The following is a 19,135-nucleotide window of genomic DNA, read 5'->3' as shown; positions in this document are numbered from 1 at the left end:
GAGCTGGCTGAAATTTATTATGCCTGTATTAAGGAGGTGAATTCTGCGTCGCTTTGGATTATCTGCTGCTCCTCGGCGACTCTGTCCATGTATCTACGCCCCGCCTCTCTCAGCACTGCGTATACTGAGTCAACTACTTCTTCACGTGTCTTGGGGACTGGGTGGGGGAGGCCGAGTCTGCCTACTGTGGCTTTTGCCAGTAGCCACATCTTGATGTGGCTCTTCTCGACCTCCTCCACGTCGATGCCTAACCAGTACATCTCCCTCACGAGGCCGAAGGTGAGTAGCTTCACGAGGTGTTCCCAGTGCTCTGTAAGTATCTCCTCTTCTCTCTCCCTAATCCTCTGGATTATCTGCGGCGTCTTGTGCTCCTGTCTGTGGAATCTGGCCCGCGAAATCACGGCGGCGAGTTCCGGATCTAGAATCGGCTTTAGTGATTTGTACAGCATGACGGCGGAGAGCAGGGCTTGGCTGGCCATTACGCCCCTCACGGCGTTTTCCACCGCCTCGTCTACGTCCAGCTCCTTCTCGGTCTTGCCGTTTAGGAGGGCTTGGACGTCGCCTGGCTCCACGGGGTCGAGCAACAAGAGCCTCTCATTTACAAAGACGGCGGGTACGCTTAGCACGTACTGCCTTAGATAGGGGAAGTAGGGCAGTGTCGCCATTTCGAACTTCAGCCCTGGCGTGCCCTTAAGCGCCTTGTAGAGGGTGTATGACGACTTGCATGTGTGGTGCAACACTATGCGGATCATGGAGGGGGGATTTGCCCTGGTTTAAATCAGTAATCGTTCCCCACGTCACCTCTCGGCTAAGACCAATCTCGTCACCGGCTTAAGTTTTTTAATGGGTATATGTTCTTGTCGCTGTGATATTTAGGAGGCAGAAGCCGAGGCTCACCCCGGTTACGAAGACGGAGGTGGTTAGGAAGCTCCTAGACCTCGCCGTGGTTAAGGCTGGGAACGGCGACAAGGCTGTGTTGGTCTTTTTCGACTTGAGGTGTCCCTTCTGCGCGAGGCTTTACAAAGAGACTGAGGAGATTCTCCTCGACATGGCTAGGAGGGGTTTGATAACCTTCGCCATGTGCGACTACGTGGTGCACAGAGATGCGGAGCCTCTGCATAGGAAGCTGAGGTGCCTCCGCGAGGAGGAGAGGCTTAAGCTCATCAGCGACGTGTACAACGGGAAGAGGGTGGAGGCTGGGGAGTGCCCCGAGGGCAACTTAAGGGAGTGCGAAAGGCTGGCGGAAGAGGTGGGGGTCTACGGGACGCCCTCCCTCTTGTTTTACGACTTCTCCAAGGGGAGAGGCTATATACACTTCGGCTACATGTCCCCCAGCGACGTGCTCGACGCCATTTCCTCTCTATGATTCTGGGGGAGGTCGCGGGGAGCTACGTCCTGCGTGATTTCTACACCTACCTCCTCTTCGACGTGTCCAATCCACTTGGCGATGTGACTATCATCCCGCCGCCTCCCGGCTCCTCGTACCAATTCGCCGTGTTCGGCGCGGTGGTGGCTAAGATGGGGTACAGGGCCAGGGTGTTGAACCTCCCCACCTGCCGGCGCGCCACGATATCAAGAGTTTTGTCCAACGCGGTTGGGGAGGTGATATATGTCGGCTACGCCCACAGGCTCGCCTACGTGGGGCCCGGGGCTGTGGTGAATCCAGAGGAGCCCGCCATCGAGAACATACGGCGCGTGGCCAGGGGGAATGCCCAGTTCCGGGTTATGTGGGAGGGGTGTCTAGGCGTCGACGTCCAGCCGAGGGAGGTGGTGGTGCTTGGCCGCCTACCCGAGGCTTTGGGGAGGCTGGAGGTCTGGCTTGCAGAGAGGTTTGGCAGAAGGTAGCTCGTAGACGCCGCCTGTTATCCTCCTCACGCCGTATATCTTCCAGCTCCCTGGGTTAATTATCTTATTCTCCGGGTCTACATAAGGCACGTGGCTGTGGCCGTAGGCTAGCCACACGTCGCCGCCGAGGCCGAGCCTCTTCTTCAGAGCCCTCCCCACGTAGCCTCTCTTGGCGAGATCTAGGAAGTAGGCAACGACGCCGCTTCTCACTACCTTGTCGCCGTGGCTGAGGACGGCCTTGGCGGCGCCCTCTATATAGACCTCTCCGTTGTGCGCCGTCACCTCGACGCCGTCTATATCGGCCACGAGGGGGCTTGGCAGTATGGGGTCGTGGGAGGAGGAGCTCAGAGCTATATAGAGGGATCTCGGTCTGAGGCCTAGGATGTCCATGGCCTTGCGTATCAGCCTAATGGCCTCGTCTCGGCTCACTCTTCTATGCTGGTCGTCGAAGAGGTCCCCGGTTATGGCGACTTCATCTGGGTTTATAGATTTTAGGCACCTTCTGAGGTCCTGTATCTTGGAGCGCCGCGATCCTATGTGTACGTCGCCGAATACAATCACGCCTGACGAAGGCAACGGCTTTAAAAATAAAACCTATTTAGTAATATATATAACTGCATCACTTCTATACTCCATGCGTAGAGTGGCCATCATAGGGGCCGCCGGGAGGGACTTCCACGTCTACAACACAGTCTACCGAGGCTCGCGGGATTACAGAGTGGTGGCTTTTTTAATGACCCAGATACCCATCCCAAACAGGAGGTACCCCCCGTCCCTCTCTGGGGTGCCCGAGGGCATTCCCATATACACGTGGAGTTCGTACGAGGAGCTGACGCGCTACCTCAGAGAGCTCAGGGTGGACGAAGCCGTGCTGGCCTACAGCGACCTCCTGTACGGAGAGGTGGGGCACATAATCTCGGCCGTTCTCGCCAGCGGGGCCACGTTTAAAATACACGGGCCGGGCGACACCTATCTCGACTCTATAAAACCGGTGTTCGCAGTCACCGCGACTAGGACTGGCGCCGGGAAGTCCACCGTGTCTAGGGAGGTTGTGAGGGAGCTCGCGGCACGCGGCCTCAAGGCGGCTGTGGTTAGACACCCCATGCCGTATAGAGACTTGGAGGAGGGGGTCGTGGAGGTCTTCACCAAGCCCGAGGATTTAGACAAGCTGACTTTTGAGGAGAGGGAGGAGTACGAGCAGTATGTGGAGATGGGCGTCCCCGTGCTGGCGGGGGTTGACTACGGCCAGGTGTTGAGGGAGGCCGAGCGCCGCGGCGACGTGGTGTTGTGGGACGGCGGCAACAACGACTTTCCCTTCTTCAGACCCAGCTTCATGGTTGTTGTTACAGACGCCCGCCGGCCTGGACACGAGGTGGGGTCCTTCCCGGGGGAGGTCAACCTACGTATCGCAGACGCGGTGATAATAACCAAGGTCAGCGACGCCGGGAGGGAAAACGTCGAGAGGGTGGTGGCCAACGTGAGGAGGGCGAATCCTAGGGCGTCGATTACAAAGGCCGATTTAGAGGTCTCGGTGGATAGAGACATATCGGGCAAGAGGGTTCTAGTCGTGGAGGACGCCCCCACGGTGACGCACGGCGGGTTGCCATACGCCGCTGGCTACATCGCCGCGGTTAAGTACGGCGCCGAGGTGGTGGACCCCCGGCCGTATGCCGTCGGCGTGGTTAAGAAGATATATGAGAGCTACAGCACGGGGCCTGTGTTGCCCAGCCTGGGCTACACCCCGGAGCAGAGGAGGGATCTCGAGGAGACTATCAGGAGGGTGCCGGCGGATGTTGTGCTACTGGCCACGCCCGCCAGAGTGGAGAGAGTTGTGAAGATCGACAAGCCCACCGCCAGGGTTTACTGGAGTTTAAAGGTGGTGGAGGGGCCCACGGTCAAGGAGTTGGTGGATGTGTTTCTCGAAAGGGCTTCTCTACGCTAGCCGTATTTCGCCCACCGGGGCGCCTCCAAGGAGGGAGAAGAGGTTCCTGAGGTAGCGGGCTGTCTCGACTAGCCTCTCTTCCCCGACCCCGGCGACCCCCGCGACGACCACTAGTATATCTCTAGTGGACTCCTCAATTTTCGTCTCTACGCTGTCTCTATAGGGGTAGATGTGGAGGATCTGGCTGTCTGAGGCGAGGACTATCTGGTTGTCTAGCTCTATTGGAGAGCCGCCGATTGGGCGGAAGACCTCCCCCTTCCGTGAGAATCTTATTCTCAAAACCCCGCCCCTTATCTTAGCTATGTCGTAGAGGCCGATGGGGACCATGTATTTTATCGACGCCGCGTTTCCCGCGTCAACCGCTGGGTTTATCCTCGGTAGCGGCTCGCCCCGTAGCACCCTCCTAAGGAGGGCCTCCTGGGCCGGCCGTTGCTTAGTGGGGTCTATTCCGAGGACTCTCCAGTAGAAGTCGCGGTACGCCCTAATTATTAGGTGATCTTTCAACGTGTCGAGGGACAGCGTGCGCCTAACCTCCTCGACCACCCGCCTGACCTCCTCCTCTAGCTGGGGGACGTATCTCGTGTTGTCAACGCCCGCGACAACATCGTAGGCCACATAGACGCCGAGGTTTCTAACCTCGTTCACAATTTCCATATCCTAGAGCCAGCTCTGTATCTCGGCGAGGGCTTTCTTCACTTTTTCAAGCTTCTCTCTCAGCTCCGCCACCTCCCTTCTGCACTGCTCGGCGAGCTCAGGCGGTAGCTCCACTCTAAAGCCTTCTTTCAACAGCTTTTCATACACCTTCGCCACCAGCTGACCTGCCTTCGTCTCACCTTTGAGATGGCGCCTTACTGTGGCCTCGGAGACTCCCAGCTCCTCAGCTATCCTAGAGGGGGGCATCCCCGCCCTCTCCCTGGCGAGGGCGGCCGCCGCCACGTAGAGGGAGTCGACCCACGTAACTCTCTGCGCGGGATCCTTGACGGCCTCCACAGTTTCTCTGTCGTAGAGCGACATTACCAACAGGGCGGACTCCAGTCTTCTAATATCCTCGCGGCTGGCCGGCTTTAGGGGGATCTCGGCCATAGGCGGTTCTACTCCTCCTCTACTTCAATTTTTCTGGGGGCTGGCTGCCTCTCGGCCTCCTCGACGGCTTTCTTCATCGCCTCCACCTCTTCCTTGGGGAGAGGTTCGAATCTCACGGCGCTTCCAGCGAATTTGATGTATCTGTCCCAGAGTATCTCGATGCCGTTGTCTCTTATCTCCATGGGGTGCCGCACCATGGAGTGTTTGGTGTCCCGCATCTTCCAGATAATTACCGAGCGGTACAGCCTCCCGTCGACTTCGTCTAGGTCGAGCCTTATGATGCCGTCCACCGCGTGCTCGACGCCGGGGCCGCCGAAGCCGCGCTCGCCGACTGAAACCTGCGACACGAAGAACGCCGTGCAACCGAGCCCCGCTATTACCCGTTTCAGAGTCATGATGGTGCCACGCGCCGTGGCTGGCTTTGTTAAGTAGAGCGTGGAGACGGAGTCCACCACCACGCGCCGCGCCCCCGTGTCTCTAATCGCTTGGCGGAGCGCGTCGCTGAGCTCGTACACGTCGTCTACCTGCTTCACCACGTACCTCTCCCTCTGCGCCGCGGCCCCCACGCCGCCTGTGAAGGCGTCTATCACGGCGAACCTCCCCTCCCGCTCGTACTGAGAGATGTCCCAGCCGAAGTGCTTGAAGGAGCGGCGTACGGCGACTGGATGCTCTTCGAGAGCGACGAACACGCCGGCTTCCCCCCTCTTCAAGCCGTTGAATAGAAACTGCTTCCCCAGGATGGACTTCCCCGTGCCGGGACCCCCGCTCAGCAACACCACGGCCCTCTCAGGGACCCCGCCGTAGAGAACCTCGTCGAGCCCCGGCACGTGGGTCCTAACTCTGGGTACAGCCATGTGGAGTCCGGAGACCCAATTCTAAAATTTTAATACCTAGGCGCTCTCTACACAAATGTCAAAGGAGTCGCGGGTTAAAGATCTCTCGCTGGCGGGGCGGGGCAGGGAGCAGTTGTACTGGGCTGAGCGCAATATGCCTGTGTTGATGGAGATAAGGAAGAGGTTTGAGAGGGAGAAGCCGCTCTCCGGGCTGACAGTCGCGGCGTGTCTCCACGTGACTAAGGAGACGGGGGTCCTCGTGCGCACGCTCGCGGCGGGCGGAGCCCGGGTGGTGCTCATACCGTCTAACCCCCTGTCGACGCAGGACGAAGTCGCCGCGGCGCTGGCCCAGGAGGGCGTCTACGTCTACGCCTGGAGGGGCATGTCGGAGAGGGAGTACTACAACGCCATTGGCTTCGCGCTTTCTTTCAACCCGGCCATAACTCTCGACGACGGCGCGGACCTCACGGCTACGATACACAAAATCAGGTACGGAGTGAGAGACCAGTCTATTGAATACGTCTACGAGGTGGCGGGGCCCCTCGACGGGGAGAGGCTGGTGTCCGGCCTTAGAGGCGGGACTGAGGAGACGACGACCGGCGTCATTAGGCTCCGCGCTTTGAAAAACGCGGGGAAGCTCGTCTACCCCATAATCGCCGTGAACGAGTCCTACACCAAGTACCTATTCGACAACCGCTACGGCACAGGCCAATCGACGTGGGACGGCGTCATGAGGGCCACAAACCTGCTGGTGGCTGGGAAGAACGTGGTGGTGGCTGGCTACGGCTGGGTGGGCAGGGGTATTGCCATTAGGGCCAGGGGGCTGGGCGCCAGGAGGGTGATACTCGTCGAGGTGGACCCCGTGAGGGCGCTGGAGGCGGTGTTCGACGGCTTTGAGGTTATGCCGATGGACAAGGCGGCTGAGGTAGGCGACATATTCATAACGGCCACTGGCAACATCAGGGCCGTCAGCCTCGGCCACATATTCAAGATGAAAGACGGCGCGGTTCTCGCAAACGCGGGCCACTTCAACGTAGAGATAGACGTCGCGGGGCTTGAACGCGTGGCCGTGGCTAAGAAGACGATTAGGCCGTATCTAGAGGAGTACACCCTCCCAAACGGCAGGAGGGTCTATCTCATCGGCGAAGGCCGCTTGGTGAACCTAGTCGCCGCCGAGGGACACCCCTCGGAGGTGATGGACCTCTCCTTCGCCAACCAGGCCCTAGCCGCAGAGTACATAGCTAAGAACAAGCTGGCTGTGGATGTCTACAAGCTACCCGACGAGATAGATAGAGAGGTGGCCAGGCTCAAGCTTAAGACCATGGGCGTGGAGCTGGAGGAGCTCACAGAGGAGCAGAGGCGCTACATATCGAGCTGGGAGTTGGGGACGTAAGATTTTATTTCCCGGCCTATATCCATGGCGTGATGTCAACTCTGGGGTCTGATATGTGATGCCACTGACCTGCTCTGACACCTCTTCAACATTTCTCTATAGAGGCCGGCCCTGCGCCTAGCCTCTCTAATCTTCTTCTTAAGCCCCGCCATGTCGCTCGGCGCCAAACCCGCCGCTTTAAGCTCCCTATACAGCGCCCTGAGCCTTTCACCTTCTTGGAGATATCGCTCGGCGAAGCTCCTAATCCTCGCGCACTCCAGCTCCTCCAGGTTGTCGTCAGTCTGCGTCTCTATGCCGAGTAGCCTCTCGACGCCTCTCTGCGTGATCCCCAGCAGGCTCCTCACCTTTTCCACATCTATACCCCCCAGGTAAGGCCCCAGCCTCTCGATTAGATATTCTACCTCCATAGCCTCTCCACTATCCTCTTCCCAACGTACTCTGGGTCCTCCACTATCTCCTCCTCATCCACATCTTTCTCGACGAGTTCTTCCACGGGCGCCGTGGGCTCCGCCGGCACCTCCTCGACCTCGTCTACCCGGGCCCACCTCCTGGGGTTCTCGCCGCGGCTTAGATCTATCGCGAGGAGGGCCGCGAGGTGTCTAAAACTCTCGTCGTCTAGAGAACCCCTTAGCTTGTACAACAACATCATTTTCTTCAGGGGGGGCATCCGCGTCAGTCTGGGGAGCAGTACCTCGAGCTCTGCCACCGCCACGTAGTTACGTGAAGCTGTTGATATAAGTGCTGTAGTTACAATATGGCCTGGGGGGTGTGGACCGAAACTACACCACTATAGAGGCTAGGTTGGCGATTGTGGGCCACCTCAGGGTGGCCTCCATCGCCACGGGGCCGTGGATCTCAGACCCCTTGGGATCCCCCTCGGGCGTCACTATCACGACGGCGTTGTCCTCAAACGCGACCCACGTCCCGTCGGGCCTTCTGTAGGGCCTCCTCTGCCTCACCACGATGGCTCTGAATATCTGCTTCCTAAGCTCGGGCTTGCCCTCCCTCACCACGACGACCACCATATCCCCCACCCCGGCGCCGGGGATCCTCCTGTGGACAGTCTTGGAGTAGTGCCCCACTACTCCAATTACGCGCACTAGCTTAGCCCCCGAGTTGTCGGCCACGGGCACTAGGCTGTTCATGAATATGCCCGGCGTTACGTGGAATCTGTACGGCACGCCGACTGTTCTCTTGCCGCCGCGTTTTGCCATAGCCCCTCAACTCACCGGTGTTTATATACTTTCCACCGGCTCAGCCCGTCCGTCGGCGCTCACCGCTCGGCCACCAACGCACTCATCACCCAAGGCCAGGTACACACCACTACTTATCCCTTTTTCCAGGTGAGAAGAATCCCCACGTTGCTGGTCAGCTTGATAGACAGCTTGTTCTTCTCCAGGAGGGGGGGCAACGGCGTCTTCGGCGGCTGGCCGCCGTAGTAGAAGTAGAGGTAGCCGAGATCCTCTGGGTTGACGCCGAGCGCTTGCGCCGTCGCGTTGTCCACCTCGGCGCAGTTGTCGCCCATCACAACCACCCCCCAGTAGCGCTGGAACCCCTTTATTGGGCCGTCTCCCTCAATTATAAACTTCCCCTCGGCGATGCAGAGCGTGTTCTTCTCAAGTCTGTATATGTCTGCTATGTATTTATACAGCGGCCTAAACCCCTCGTAGAGATTCTGGGCGTCTTTAGGCTCCAGCACGTGAAGCGCGGCGGTGGGCGTGGTTAGGTAGAGAATTGTCTGCGGGTGGCTGACGGGTATAGCCACGACGATTTTAAGAAGCGACTCGTCGAAAGCGGCCTCCAGCGCCCTGACCTTGATTTTCGAGCCGCGGGGGGACTCCAGCTCCAGCCTGTAGCTGGCGCTTTGGTGGGGCTGCACTATCTTCGCCCCATACTTCCCAGCCATTTTTTCGAGGCCCATGATCTTAACCGCCTTTTCGAAATACGACTTAGGCATTGAGAAGGTTATGGAGACGTCCCTCCCCTGGAGGGCTTGGAGAATCGCCTCGACGAACTCGGGCCGGGGATTGGCTTGGGATGGTATGTAGCTGTGCACCGCCAGGACAATCATCGCGTCTTTCTTCGGTATTGGAAGCGCGCTGTCCGCGGCGTATGCCTCGACCACGACGAAAGTACCGCACATAAATAAATACGTTAGCCCCTAGAAGCCGTGTCTGTGGGGCTCTGAGGGCTTCACCACCTCTCTTAAAAAGACCGTGGCGTAGCTACCCCGCGGCAAGACTAGGCGCACAGTTACGTCGCCCCCCTCGACGCTGTAGGCGTAGCCGCCGGGGCGGAGCCTGGCGCGTCTATAGCTCCCATACGCCTTTAGCCCACGCGGCATTTTTAGAAACATACCAGCGTCGACGCCCTCACTCTTTAAGACTCTCAACATGGCATCGCCCACCCTCCCCCTGGGCATTCTGACGCCGGCGCCGGGCACCGGCACAACCACCTCGCCGCCGAGACCCACCGTGTAGTAGACAACTTGGCCGTTCACCTCCACCAAGTCCCCTTCCACCGGCTTGTCGAGGGGGCCTAGCTCCATTCTAGCCGAGAGGAGGCGGTTATAGAGATAGGACTGGGCGGCCTCGACGTAGATCCTTAGTATCTGCAACGGAATGGCCATGATGGAGTTCCACATATCGTACCCAGCCGCCAGCCTCCTCAAGAGAGCCCTCTCCTCGACGAGCTTCTTAGGGAAAGACTCCAGCGCCCTCTGGTACTCCCCCCTACAGGCAAGCTCCCTCGCCCTCTTAGCCGCCTCCGACTCGTGGGGAAACACCCGGCAGAACATGATCTCGAAGAAGGCTTGGGGATCCTTCCTCAGCAGAGCCATGCCAAGGAGGTGGGTGACCGGCCGGATGGTGCCGAAGCGCTGGTAGCCGTAGTAGTTGGGAACCGCCACGCTTTTCAACAGCTCAAGCGTCTCTCTGGCGCAGTCCACCCTCTCGACGCCCCGTATCACTATCGTGAAGCGGTTGCCGTAGATCTCAGCCGGCGAAATCGGCCTATCCATGGGCCAGGCCCCTAGATACTCCACGCCGGGTATCTTCGGCAGATCGGCGACGGAGCCGCGGACAGACACAATCTGCGACGCCACCGCCCTCGTGTCTTTAATCCCCCCCACAGACACGTCGCGGGGGCCTAGGCCCAGCGCCTTAGCCAGCCTCAGCACGAGGCGTATAGTGTCGACGTTGCGCTTGACGACGTGTATCCAGGTCCACCCCCCCACCCTAGGCCTCAGCTCGACGCCCCCGAGGGCCACCACCGTGCCGTCCGCCAAGACCTCCTCCACCACGAAGTCCTCCGCGCTCTGCTTAATCACACCCCCCGACGGGCACGTGTCTGTGGCGTAGTAATACATACCGAGGGATTTGTCAAAGGGCGGGGCCTCCAGCACGGGGGACACCGCCTTTCGTTATAAATACGTGTCGTAAACTCCACATGGCCAAGGTCTACCTCGGCCCCGCCGGCATTCCCCAGTTTGTTGTGAAGGCTAAGTCCACGCTTGAGGCAGTCCGCGTCGTGCGGGAGCTTGGGCTGAACGCCATGGAGGTGGAGTTTGTGCAGGGCGTTAGGATGTCGAGGGATCTCGCCAAGCAGGTGGGCAAGGCGGCTCGGGATTTCGACGTGAAGCTCTCCGTACACGCCCCCTACTTTATAAACCTCTGCTCAGAAGAGGTTGACAAGGTGGAGAAGTCGCGCCAGAGGTTGGTGGATTCGCTGGACCGGGCGTACTACATGGGGGCCTGGGTGGTGGTGGTGCACGCCGCGTACTACGGCAGGCTGGGCCCCGAGAGGTGTTTTGAGAAAGTCCGCGAGGAGTTGGAAAGGGCGTATAGGGAGTCCGGCATCGGCTCTGGGGTGTATATAGGAGTGGAGGTGACGGCGAGGACAAACCAGTTTGGAAGCGTCGAGGAGGCGTTTAGACTCTCGAAGGAGCTCCCCTTCGTCACCCCCGTCGTCGACTGGGGCCACCTGTATGCGAGAAACGGCGGGGTTATAAACTACGGAGAGGTGCTGGATCTCTGGACGAGGGAGTTCGGAGGGGCGCACATGCACACCCACTTCACCTCGGTGCGGTATAGAAACGGCAAGTTTGTAGATGAGCACGAGCCTATTGAGCGCAACATGCCGCCTTTCGAGCCCCTCGCCAGGGAGCTAAAGGAGAGGGACGTGACGATTACGTTGATATGCGAGTCCCCCCTCCTGGAAAAAGACGCCCTCTTGATGAAAGAGGTGCTGGAGGAGGTCGGCGTCTCTCTAGCCTAGAGAGGCTTCTTCAACTCGTAGGGCTTCCAGCCCAGCTCCTCTCTGAATTTGTTTATCAGCTCTATGGACTTCAGCTTCTCCTCTCTTGGCATGTCTTTTTTCTTCAGCACGCCCATGAATAGGGCGTACAGCCTCGCGTTTATGACCTTGGGCGACAGTCCGTACTCCATATCTTCCCTAAGCTCCTCCAGTATCTCCCTTACCTCCTCGGCATTTGAGAGCCCCTTGCCTCCGATATCTTTAACCTTCCTGCCGAGGTAGAGGCGCCCCCTCTCCACCACCACGGCCTTTCCGTCTTCAAAAGTTATACGCCCCTTGAACACCCTGTCATAGAACTGCCACGCCTCCGCCGCCTCGGGCTCGAGCTTCCTCAACCTGGTAAGGACAAATCTCCTAATCTCGTCTGTGGATATCCTCCCCCTCTTCTTCACCCACTCGTCCAGCTCCTTGACAATCTCCCGCGCCACCTCGTCGGAGGCGCCGGCGTCTCTCAGGGCGTTGTACACCTTCTCGCTGAGGTACTCCTCCTCCCTCCCAGACCTCTTCACCACCCTAGCCACGGCTCATCCACCTACTAGTTTTAAATGTTGACTGTCTACATAGACGTGAAGAAGGTGCTCACAGCCTTTGACCTGCTGGCCTCCGTGGCAGAGATGTCGAGGCTGGCTGGGAGCAGGCTTGAAAATATCTACAGGACGGGGGCTGGGTTTCTCTTTAAATTCGCCGGCGGCTTCGTCGCCGCCACGAGGTTCAGGACGTCTCTCACGGGGGTTGTACCTGAGAAGACTCATGAGGGGGCGGAGACGCTTAGGGGGCTTTTCCGCGACGAGAGGCTGGTGGAGGTGGCGATGCCCCGCTTCGACAGGCTGGTCGAGCTTGTATTCACCACGGGCAAGATTGTGGTTGAGCTTCTTGAACCTTTCAACATGGTGGCTGTTCGGGACGGAAGGGTGGTGTGGCTGATGCACAGCTACAGAGCCAGGGACAGAGTCCTCGCGCCGGGCGCGGCCTACGCCTACCCCCCGGCGGCGTTTATAGACGTGCTGAGGGCAGGCGTGGATGAGCTCGAAAAGGCCGTAGACCCCGGCGATCTGCGGCGGAGTTTAATAAGGCGGCTCGGCACCGGCCCCGAGCTCGCGGATGAGCTAATCGCGCGGGCCGGCTCCTCGCCCAGGTCAATCGCCGAGGAGTTCAAGAGGCTTGTAGAGGCCGTGCGTTCAGGAAGGCTGGAGCCCACAGTCTGCATCAGAGGCGGGGCCGCGGTCACCGTCTTGCCCATCAAGCCGGTGTCTCTGCAGTGCGACGAGTATAGACACTTCGACAGCTTCTGGTCGGCTCTTGACTTCTACTTCACGCCGATGGAGCTCGAGTCCGCCGCCGCAGACGCGACACAGGCGATCGTCCAGAGGCGCAGGAGACTCGAGGCCTCTATTAAGGAGCTGGAGGGGAAAATTCCTGAATACAGAGACGAGGCCTCTAGGCTGAAGACCCTGGCCCACAGATTGCTCATGTACAAAATCGAGATCGAGGAGGCGCTTAGAGGCGGCGAGTCTAGTATACGTATAGTAGACGTAGACGGCAGGAGAGTAAAAATAGAGTTGCCAGAGGGGGAGTCCGTGGAGCTTGTGAGGGGCGTTCCCCTGGGGAGGTACATATCGCAACTATTCGAGGAGGCCAAGGAGCTGGAGGAGAAGGCGCAGAAGGCGGCGCAGGTGCTCGAGAAGCTCAGGAGAGATCTCTCTAAGCTGGAGGAGGAGCAGCGCCGGGAGGAGGAGAGGCTGAAGGCGTCTGCCAGAGCCGTTGCCAAGAAGAGCTGGTTTGAGAAATTTCACTGGACCGTCACCACCGGCAAGAGGCCTGTGATCGGGGGGAGAGACGCCTCGCAGAACGAGTCTGTGGTTAGGAAATACCTCAAGGACCACTACCTCTTCTTCCACGCAGATATACCTGGGGCATCGGCGGTCGCCGCCCCGCCGATGGAGGATCCCCTTGAGCTGTTGCAGGTGGCCCAGTTCGCCGCGGCGTACAGCAAGGCGTGGAAAATAGGGATACACGCCGTGGACGTCTACTACGTGCGGGGCGAGCAAGTGTCGAAACAGCCCCCCTCCGGCCAGTATCTGGCAAAGGGCTCCTTTATGATCTACGGGAAGAGGGAATACGTGAGAAACGTCCGCATGGAGCTGGCTGTAGGCTGTAGGAGGGACGGCGAGGTTTATAGAGTGGTCGCCGCGCCGCCGAAAGCCGCCCCCCTACTCGCCGAGAGATACGTCGTGGTGACCCCGGGCAACAAGGAGAAGGGGAAGCTGGGCAAGGAGCTGGCGCAACAGTGGGGAGGGTGCCAGCCTGAGGAGGTGGTGGCCGCCCTCCCCGGCCCCTCCAGAATCTCGGAAGAGGGACGCGGAACACCCCTGCCGTGGGACGAAATTGAGCAAATATTCGCCACCTGGTAGCCCTGTCCTTGACGTCTTCCAACTAGTCTTAGTGAGAGGTTAGCGAAATTAAATAATGCCACTACATAGAAATCGCGATGGGGGTGTACGTGGAGTGCAAGGGGCTCGACAGCGGCGTCCCGGATTGTATCTATGTAGACGCCATGCTGGGCTGGCTGGCCAGGCTGTTGCGCATTCTCTTCGGCGTGAGGGTAGTCTACAGCCCCTCTATAGGCGACTCGGAGCTCGCGGAGACGGAGTGCCTCGTAGTTACGCGAGACGAGGAGTTGTTCAAGAGGAGGAGGGGGCCCGCCATCCTCCTGAAGACAGACAGCCACGTGGAGTGGGTCGCCGTCTTTATCGCCCTCGGCATGAGGCCCTTTGAGAGGTCAAGGTGCCCCGTATGCGGCGGCGATTTAGCTGAGGTGGACTGCAGAGAGGCCGAGACGGCGGTGGGCCACGAAATTAGAAGCGAGAGGTGCTGGCGGTGCGCCGTCTGCGGCCGCTACTACTGGGTCGGCTCGCATTGGCGCAGGCTGAGGCGCCTAGTCGAGGAGGCGGGGGCCGTCAGCGTAGAGTGCCGCCGCAACGGTTGAGGAGTGTGAGGATGTAGGGCGTGTAGTAGAGTACCGAGGTGAGCACCTCGGCCGCGTCAGCTAGTTTCAAAACCTCGCGCAACTGGGCACAGGTGTACAGGCCGCCGCTGTAGATTATAGGCACCTCTCCCCCCGCGAGGCGCCTCGCCCTTTCCAAGAGCTTGACGCCGTATCTATACAGGAGGAGCCCGCTGAGCCCCCCGCGGCCGGTGCTGAGGCGCCTGTCGTCCACGGGTAGTGTGTTGGTCACCACGAGCCCCCACCCCACCTCCCTCACGTGCCTAACCACAAGCCTCAAGTCGACCGAGGGGCCGACCTTGACGAACACGGGGAGGCGGGTCCCCCCGAGCGTAGGCACGTCCCGCCAAAAGCCCCTATACGTGGGGCTGGATATGTTAAGCTCCACGGCGTCTGGCCTGAAGTACCTCTCCAAATAGGCCAGCTGGGCCGCGAAGTCCGAGGCGCTGAAGCCGGCCACGCTTATGAAAATGGGGTAGTCCAGCCCGGAGAGCCTCGACACCACCCTAGCAATCCCCGGGCTGTTGAGCCCCATGGCGTTCACCATGGAGTAGGGCCAAACCCGGGCAACCCTAGGCGGCTTGTTCCCCCTCCGCGCCCGCGGCAGTGTAGAGCCCACCACCAGAAAGCCCGGGCAGAACGACGAGAGGAACCTGGCGTATAGACCCGACTTGTCTAGACCAGCCGCCACGCCCACGGGGCCGCATACCCTAACCCCGCCGATGCTCCACCACCTCTCGCATCGGCAACTGGGCAACGGAATTGAGAAGAGGAGGGACCCCAGTCTGTGGCTAATCTCTGGATGTACGTAGTGCATAAGCCTGCCAAACGCCGCTAACAGCGCCATTGCGATAGGTACTCCAGAACAGAGCGGCTTCGCTCCTCGCCTATATAAGGCCTGAGCTCCTCCAGAAGCTCCCTCATCCTGTACACGCTGTACACATCCACACCAGCCCCCCTCCTCACGGCGTCGGCGCCGCACTGCTCCCTATCTAAAAAAACCACGACGCCCACCACAGCCCCGCCGGCGGCCCGGACCGCGTTGACGGCGGACAGCACGCTTCTTCCCGTGGTCAACACGTCGTCGACGACGACGGCCCTCATGCCAGCCACGTCGACGCCCTCCACCCGGCGCCCGGTGCCGTAGCCCTTCTCCTCAACCCTCACATACCCCACAGGCCTGCCGAGCAGATAGCCGAGGATAGAGGCGTAGGGAATCCCCCCGGTGGCGACTCCCAAAACCGCGTCGAACTCCAGCCTGGAAAGCACAGCGAGGTACCTCTCCACCACCCACCGCAACAGGTCGGGATCCCCCAAGACACCCCTTAAGTCGACGTAGAAGGGACTCTCCAGCCCGCTGGAGAGGCGAAACTTGCCAAACCTGACAACCCCCCTCTCGACCAGCCTCTGTATCATAACAAGTCGCCCAGCTCGTGGTACCGGCCGCAGTACGCGCAGACGAAGAGAGGCGGCTCCCGCCTGACGAGGAGGAAGGTAGGCTCTGCAGGCTCCCTCGGCGCGTTGGTAATACAGGTCGGGTTCTTGCACCTAAACCTCCCCCTTATCACCTCCGGCGGCGTCACTTTAAACTTCTTCACAACCTCGTAGTTACGGACAATGTTTATAGTGGCCGTCGGCGCCACGGCGGAGATAATATTCACCTCGTCAGCTGTCAACTCCCTACCCTCGATCTTCACAATATCCTTTCTCCCCAGCTTCCTGGACTCCACGTTCATCACAAGAGCCACACGCAACCCCTCCCTCCCAGTAATCCCCAGCACACGAAGCACCGCCAACGCCCTCCCCGCCGGGATGTGGTCAATCACAGTCCCACTCTCAATCTTACTCACAATAAGCTCCTTAGACATCGAACACAGAAGAAAAACAATTAAAAAGATTAAGCCCAGCGCCGCGAGACGGAGCAAATACACACTGGACTCATTAGGCGCTACAGATCACCCCCTCCCCGACCTGGAGGGCGAGGTCTGCACCTGCCACTACCACCATACTAAAAGCCGCAACACACCCGGTGGTAATTACCAGAGAAAACTTAAAACCCCGTGCGAAATCAGACGTAGGCGGGGGTGCCCGAGCCAGGTCAAAGGGGCAGGGTTTAGGTCCCTGTGGCGTAGGCCTGCGTGGGTTCAAATCCCACCCCCCGCACCTCTACGTCAATTCTCGTCACTAAGAGACTTGCCGTGATCGAGATTTAATGAATTAGGAGACACAACAAACTGGCATAAAGAAACCATGTACGGCCTGGTGAATAGAGTAGGCGCTTCAGATAGGGTAGAGGGCAAGCGACGACAGCCGCCAAAGACCTGTCGCTAGTCCACGCCGACTCCTAGAGTTAGGTACAGAGGTGAGGGGAGGCGTAGAGATTTGCCTAGAGGCACGCCGGGGAGGGGGTGCAAACCACCCAATCCAACCCCCTTCCGAAATAAAACTCACTGGTGCGGCGGCCGGGATTCGAACCCGGGATCAACGGCTTTCCACGGCTTCCCGTGGGAGGCCGCCATCCTAAACCAGGCTAGACTACCGCCGCCGAGACTGTATAGAAAAAGTTGGTTATAAAGTTTATCCGTAGAAGTATTGCTTGCCTTCTGGGGTGAACTCGATGGTGTCTTTGTCGTAGTTGTAGTAGCCCACTTCAATGTATGTGGGTTTGCCGTCTTTCATGGCGACGCCCCATAGCAAGAAGTTGGGGTTTGCCCTGTCTCCGTTTTCGTCAAGGAGCACCACGCCGGTGGCGCCTTTGTAGGTGCCTTGTTTGCCCCACTGCTCAAGGGTGGCCCTCACCTTGTCGGGGTCGTCTGTGCCTATGGTTGCTATTATCTCACCAAGCATCTTGATGATGTCGTAGGACTGGGGGGCTGGGGTTATGGGCTCTGCCCCGCACTTCTCTTTGAATTTCTGGTAGAACTGTTTGTACTCGGGTGTGGTGGGGAGGGCCCAGTTGGCCGTGCCGACTATTCTACCCCTGGCCATCACGTCTCCGCCTTCCTGTAGTAGAATTGGTGAGAAGGCCATTCCCTCCGTGCCGATTAGCCTGGCTTTTGACAGCACGGGGTCTTGGCCTATTGCCTTGAGGACTACGGAGCCGTCGTCTTCAAAAGACACGATGACCAAGGCGAAGTCGGGGCCTACCAAGTCCTTAACTTCTGTGGAGATTTTTCTCACAGCCTCGGGGGCGGCTTGTGGGAAGGCCTTGGGGTCTGGGTCGTAGGCGGCTACGGAAACCAGCTTGAAGCCCCGCTTAGCCGCCTCTTTCTGGAGCTCTAGGTAGAGGCCCTCGCCGTAGGGGTCCTTCCTGTATATAAGCGCCACGTTTTTGACGCCTAGCTCTTTTAGGATGGCGCCTATTGCTCTTATCTGCTTGGCGTCTGTCCCCACAATTCTATACAGCCAGTCGTTGGGTATGGCTAATAGCGACGAGGTGGACCAGGCGCTGAATAGAATTATTTTGTTCTGGTCGGCGAAGGGCTTTTCTCCAGACGCCTCTCTGCTGGTGAGCCCCGCGTGCACGGCCCTCACACCCCGGGCGTAGAGGGCTTGTAGCTTCTGGAGCGCCACGTTGGGATCTAGCTGGGTGTCCTCTACATATAGCTCAAATCTATATCCCTTGCTTGCGTACTCGGCGTTTAGCTCGTCTATGGCTAGTTGCGAGGCGCATTGGGCTAGTTTTGCGTAGCTACTGAAGCCTCCAGTGAGTGGGAGTAGTGCGCCGAGTTTAAACACCTTCTGGGCGGTGGTGGCCGTGGGCGTGGTGGGTGTCTGTGTAGGTGTTGTGGCTGTGGGTGTAGGGGGAGGGGTTTGTGTTGGCTGTTGTTGTCCTCCTGTTGTTAGTAAAATTCCAACGGCCGCGAGTATTACCACAAGTACCCCTATTATTATGTATAGAGTTTTTGAAGCCATATAGGCTGTATTGGACTGGTATTTAACGTTTTAAGGTTTATTAACTTGGTTTTTTGGGGGGCATGTGTCTGAGGTTTTGAGAGTTGAGAAGCTGGAGGCGGGGTATGGCAAGTTTCATGTGCTTTTTGGAGTTGACTTGACGGTTAATTCGGGTGAGATAGTAGTGTTGCTTGGCCCCAACGGCGCTGGGAAGTCGACTTTGTTGAACAGCATAGTGGGGATGGCGGACGTCTATTCTGGGCGCGTCGTTTTGCTGGGACGCGACATTACTGGCGATCCGCCTCACGAGGTTATGAAGATGGGCGTGGCTTACGTCATGCAGTCTCCTAACAACTTCGGCACTCCGAACATCTTCGGCGAGCTTACCGTGTACGAGAATCTCGTGGCGGCGTCAGCCGGGGTGCCTAGGGAGGAGGTTGGGAGGAGGATTGAGGAGGTGTACAGCATCTTCCCGAAGCTGAGGGACTTAAGGGACAGAAAGGCGAAGTTTCTCTCGGGCGGGGAGAGGCAGATGTTGGCTATTGGGCTGGGGCTTATGAAGAAGCCGAAGTTGTTAATGCTTGACGAGCCGACGGCGGGGCTGGCTCCTAAGCTTGTCAGCGACTTCTTCATAGCTATTAGAGACATCAGGGATAAGCTGGGTATCTCTATCTTACTGGTGGAGCAGAACGCCAGGAAGGCTCTTGAGATTGGCGACAGGGCGTATGTCTTAGTGACCGGCAGGGTTAGGTACAGCGGTGGGGCTAAGTCGCTGGACGAGGCAAAGCTGGCAGAGCTATTTCTTGGAGGGTAGCTATATTAACACA

Annotated in this window: 23 protein-coding genes and 2 tRNA genes; 9 read left to right on the top strand and 16 right to left on the bottom strand. The window is 58.8% G+C overall.

The genetic code is table 11. The features are described from left to right. Positions 1-17: 17 nt before the first annotated feature. Complete coding sequence (locus tag P186_RS06305; RefSeq protein ID WP_014288609.1) at positions 18-752, bottom strand: thioredoxin/glutaredoxin; 735 nt, start codon at positions 750-752, stop codon at positions 18-20. A 113-nt stretch (positions 753-865) separates the two neighbouring features. On the opposite strand from P186_RS06305, the gene P186_RS06300 reads away from it, so the two are divergent. Then, on the top strand, positions 866-1,366 hold the full coding sequence (locus P186_RS06300; protein WP_014288608.1) for a DsbA family protein: 501 nt from the start codon (positions 866-868) through the stop codon (positions 1,364-1,366). After that, positions 1,363-1,845 carry a fructose-bisphosphatase class II family protein gene (locus P186_RS06295; protein WP_148682798.1) on the top strand — a complete coding sequence of 161 codons (483 nt, stop codon included), beginning with the start codon at positions 1,363-1,365 and terminating at the stop codon, positions 1,843-1,845. Before P186_RS06300 ends, P186_RS06295 begins: the two co-directional genes overlap by 4 nt. On the opposite strand, the gene P186_RS06290 is transcribed toward P186_RS06295, so the two are convergent. Beyond that, on the bottom strand, positions 1,786-2,406 hold the full coding sequence (locus P186_RS06290) for a metallophosphoesterase family protein (RefSeq protein ID WP_014288607.1): 621 nt from the start codon (positions 2,404-2,406) through the stop codon (positions 1,786-1,788). The genes P186_RS06295 and P186_RS06290 overlap by 60 nt on opposite strands. A 73-nt stretch (positions 2,407-2,479) precedes the next feature. Between P186_RS06290 and P186_RS06285 the strand changes: the two genes are divergently transcribed. Beyond that, entirely contained in the window at positions 2,480-3,787 is a 1,308-nt protein-coding gene (locus tag P186_RS06285; RefSeq protein ID WP_148682797.1) for a cyclic 2,3-diphosphoglycerate synthase, read from the top strand. Here the strand turns inward: P186_RS06285 and P186_RS06280 are convergent. Genes P186_RS06280 through P186_RS06270 form a run of 3 tightly spaced genes read right to left on the bottom strand, consistent with a single transcriptional unit; the run spans position 3,779 to position 5,724 of the window. Continuing rightward, the gene (locus P186_RS06280) at positions 3,779-4,441 is read right to left on the bottom strand and encodes a B3/B4 domain-containing protein (RefSeq protein ID WP_014288605.1); all 663 of its coding nucleotides are present in this window, start codon (positions 4,439-4,441) and stop codon (positions 3,779-3,781) included. The two genes, P186_RS06285 and P186_RS06280, sit on opposite strands and share 9 nt — an antisense overlap. Before the next feature lie 3 nt (positions 4,442-4,444). After that, positions 4,445-4,870, bottom strand: a complete 426-nt coding sequence (locus P186_RS06275; protein ID WP_014288604.1) for a helix-turn-helix domain-containing protein — start codon at positions 4,868-4,870, stop codon at positions 4,445-4,447. An 8-nt stretch (positions 4,871-4,878) separates the two neighbouring features. After that, positions 4,879-5,724, bottom strand: coding sequence for a KaiC domain-containing protein (locus P186_RS06270; protein WP_014288603.1), 846 nt, complete (start codon positions 5,722-5,724; stop codon positions 4,879-4,881). A gap of 55 nt (positions 5,725-5,779) precedes the next feature. Between P186_RS06270 and ahcY the strand changes: the two genes are divergently transcribed. After that, on the top strand, positions 5,780-7,096 hold the full coding sequence (ahcY, locus tag P186_RS06265; protein ID WP_014288602.1) for an adenosylhomocysteinase: 1,317 nt from the start codon (positions 5,780-5,782) through the stop codon (positions 7,094-7,096). Between the two features lie 35 nt (positions 7,097-7,131). On the opposite strand, the gene P186_RS06260 is transcribed toward ahcY, so the two are convergent. The 5 genes from P186_RS06260 to truD form a co-directional block, all read right to left on the bottom strand. After that, positions 7,132-7,503 (bottom strand): hypothetical protein, encoded by a 372-nt coding sequence (locus P186_RS06260; protein WP_014288601.1) that lies wholly within the window; start codon positions 7,501-7,503, stop codon positions 7,132-7,134. Beyond that, positions 7,494-7,808, bottom strand: a complete 315-nt coding sequence (locus P186_RS06255; RefSeq protein ID WP_014288600.1) for a hypothetical protein — start codon at positions 7,806-7,808, stop codon at positions 7,494-7,496. The genes P186_RS06260 and P186_RS06255 overlap by 10 nt, the downstream gene beginning before the upstream one ends. Before the next feature lie 67 nt (positions 7,809-7,875). Further along, positions 7,876-8,310 (bottom strand): 50S ribosomal protein L14, encoded by a 435-nt coding sequence (locus tag P186_RS06250; protein WP_011009167.1) that lies wholly within the window; start codon positions 8,308-8,310, stop codon positions 7,876-7,878. A gap of 113 nt (positions 8,311-8,423) precedes the next feature. Next, the gene (locus P186_RS06245) at positions 8,424-9,221 is read right to left on the bottom strand and encodes a DUF362 domain-containing protein (protein ID WP_014288599.1); all 798 of its coding nucleotides are present in this window, start codon (positions 9,219-9,221) and stop codon (positions 8,424-8,426) included. A gap of 36 nt (positions 9,222-9,257) precedes the next feature. Then, positions 9,258-10,499, bottom strand: coding sequence for a tRNA pseudouridine(13) synthase TruD (gene truD, locus P186_RS06240; protein ID WP_148682796.1), 1,242 nt, complete (start codon positions 10,497-10,499; stop codon positions 9,258-9,260). A gap of 44 nt (positions 10,500-10,543) precedes the next feature. On the opposite strand from truD, the gene P186_RS06235 reads away from it, so the two are divergent. Beyond that, a complete protein-coding gene (locus tag P186_RS06235; protein WP_014288597.1) occupies positions 10,544-11,371 on the top strand; it encodes a TIM barrel protein in 828 nt (275 codons plus the stop codon). Here P186_RS06235 and P186_RS06230 read toward each other — a convergent pair. Next, a complete protein-coding gene (locus tag P186_RS06230; RefSeq protein WP_014288596.1) occupies positions 11,368-11,931 on the bottom strand; it encodes an ATP cone domain-containing protein in 564 nt (187 codons plus the stop codon). The two genes, P186_RS06235 and P186_RS06230, sit on opposite strands and share 4 nt — an antisense overlap. 45 nt (positions 11,932-11,976) lie before the next feature. On the opposite strand from P186_RS06230, the gene rqcH reads away from it, so the two are divergent. Together rqcH and P186_RS06220 are read left to right on the top strand one after the other, a co-directional pair. Next, on the top strand, positions 11,977-13,821 hold the full coding sequence (rqcH, locus tag P186_RS06225) for a ribosome rescue protein RqcH (RefSeq protein WP_148682795.1): 1,845 nt from the start codon (positions 11,977-11,979) through the stop codon (positions 13,819-13,821). A gap of 77 nt (positions 13,822-13,898) precedes the next feature. Continuing rightward, positions 13,899-14,396: a Mut7-C RNAse domain-containing protein gene (locus tag P186_RS06220; protein ID WP_014288594.1), complete on the top strand. Its 498-nt coding sequence runs from the start codon at positions 13,899-13,901 to the stop codon at positions 14,394-14,396. Here the strand turns inward: P186_RS06220 and P186_RS06215 are convergent. The 3 genes from P186_RS06215 to pyrI are packed head-to-tail and all read right to left on the bottom strand — an operon-like array spanning position 14,368 to position 16,282. Beyond that, positions 14,368-15,261, bottom strand: coding sequence for a beta/alpha barrel domain-containing protein (locus tag P186_RS06215; protein ID WP_014288593.1), 894 nt, complete (start codon positions 15,259-15,261; stop codon positions 14,368-14,370). The two genes, P186_RS06220 and P186_RS06215, sit on opposite strands and share 29 nt — an antisense overlap. Beyond that, positions 15,249-15,830 (bottom strand): orotate phosphoribosyltransferase, encoded by a 582-nt coding sequence (pyrE, locus tag P186_RS06210; protein ID WP_014288592.1) that lies wholly within the window; start codon positions 15,828-15,830, stop codon positions 15,249-15,251. The genes P186_RS06215 and pyrE overlap by 13 nt, the downstream gene beginning before the upstream one ends. Next, positions 15,827-16,282, bottom strand: coding sequence for an aspartate carbamoyltransferase regulatory subunit (gene pyrI, locus P186_RS06205; RefSeq protein ID WP_148682794.1), 456 nt, complete (start codon positions 16,280-16,282; stop codon positions 15,827-15,829). Before pyrI ends, pyrE begins: the two co-directional genes overlap by 4 nt. A gap of 210 nt (positions 16,283-16,492) precedes the next feature. On the opposite strand from pyrI, the gene P186_RS06200 reads away from it, so the two are divergent. Next, positions 16,493-16,577 (top strand) — tRNA-Leu (locus P186_RS06200). A 288-nt stretch (positions 16,578-16,865) separates the two neighbouring features. On the opposite strand, the gene P186_RS06195 is transcribed toward P186_RS06200, so the two are convergent. After that, a tRNA-Gly gene (locus P186_RS06195) sits at positions 16,866-16,959 on the bottom strand. Positions 16,960-16,991: 32 nt separating this feature from the next. Continuing rightward, positions 16,992-18,329, bottom strand: a complete 1,338-nt coding sequence (locus tag P186_RS06190) for an ABC transporter substrate-binding protein (protein ID WP_014288590.1) — start codon at positions 18,327-18,329, stop codon at positions 16,992-16,994. A gap of 64 nt (positions 18,330-18,393) precedes the next feature. Between P186_RS06190 and P186_RS06185 the strand changes: the two genes are divergently transcribed. Continuing rightward, positions 18,394-19,122, top strand: a complete 729-nt coding sequence (locus P186_RS06185; RefSeq protein WP_014288589.1) for a branched-chain amino acid ABC transporter ATP-binding protein — start codon at positions 18,394-18,396, stop codon at positions 19,120-19,122. Positions 19,123-19,135 lie beyond the last annotated feature (13 nt).

This window comes from Pyrobaculum ferrireducens, from assembly GCF_000234805.1.
Taxonomy (GTDB): domain Archaea; phylum Thermoproteota; class Thermoprotei; order Thermoproteales; family Thermoproteaceae; genus Pyrobaculum; species Pyrobaculum ferrireducens.
This window is presented reverse-complemented; position numbering and strand designations above follow the sequence as displayed.

Bases quoted from the DNA above. Each gene is read 5' to 3' on its own strand.
- pyrI (WP_148682794.1), bottom strand. From the start codon at position 16,282: ATGTCTAAGGAGCTTATTGTGAGTAAGATTGAGAGTGGGACTGTGATT.
- P186_RS06270 (WP_014288603.1), bottom strand. From the start codon at position 5,724: ATGGCTGTACCCAGAGTTAGGACCCACGTGCCGGGGCTCGACGAGGTT.
- P186_RS06190 (WP_014288590.1), bottom strand. From the start codon at position 18,329: ATGGCTTCAAAAACTCTATACATAATAATAGGGGTACTTGTGGTAATA.
- P186_RS06235 (WP_014288597.1), top strand. From the start codon at position 10,544: ATGGCCAAGGTCTACCTCGGCCCCGCCGGCATTCCCCAGTTTGTTGTG.
- P186_RS06295 (WP_148682798.1), top strand. From the start codon at position 1,363: ATGATTCTGGGGGAGGTCGCGGGGAGCTACGTCCTGCGTGATTTCTAC.
- P186_RS06250 (WP_011009167.1), bottom strand. From the start codon at position 8,310: ATGGCAAAACGCGGCGGCAAGAGAACAGTCGGCGTGCCGTACAGATTC.
- P186_RS06215 (WP_014288593.1), bottom strand. From the start codon at position 15,261: ATGGCGCTGTTAGCGGCGTTTGGCAGGCTTATGCACTACGTACATCCA.
- P186_RS06285 (WP_148682797.1), top strand. From the start codon at position 2,480: ATGCGTAGAGTGGCCATCATAGGGGCCGCCGGGAGGGACTTCCACGTC.
- ahcY (WP_014288602.1), top strand. From the start codon at position 5,780: ATGTCAAAGGAGTCGCGGGTTAAAGATCTCTCGCTGGCGGGGCGGGGC.
- P186_RS06305 (WP_014288609.1), bottom strand. From the start codon at position 752: ATGATCCGCATAGTGTTGCACCACACATGCAAGTCGTCATACACCCTC.
- P186_RS06220 (WP_014288594.1), top strand. From the start codon at position 13,899: ATGGGGGTGTACGTGGAGTGCAAGGGGCTCGACAGCGGCGTCCCGGAT.
- P186_RS06275 (WP_014288604.1), bottom strand. From the start codon at position 4,870: ATGGCCGAGATCCCCCTAAAGCCGGCCAGCCGCGAGGATATTAGAAGA.
- pyrE (WP_014288592.1), bottom strand. From the start codon at position 15,830: ATGATACAGAGGCTGGTCGAGAGGGGGGTTGTCAGGTTTGGCAAGTTT.
- P186_RS06280 (WP_014288605.1), bottom strand. From the start codon at position 4,441: ATGGAAATTGTGAACGAGGTTAGAAACCTCGGCGTCTATGTGGCCTAC.
- P186_RS06260 (WP_014288601.1), bottom strand. From the start codon at position 7,503: ATGGAGGTAGAATATCTAATCGAGAGGCTGGGGCCTTACCTGGGGGGT.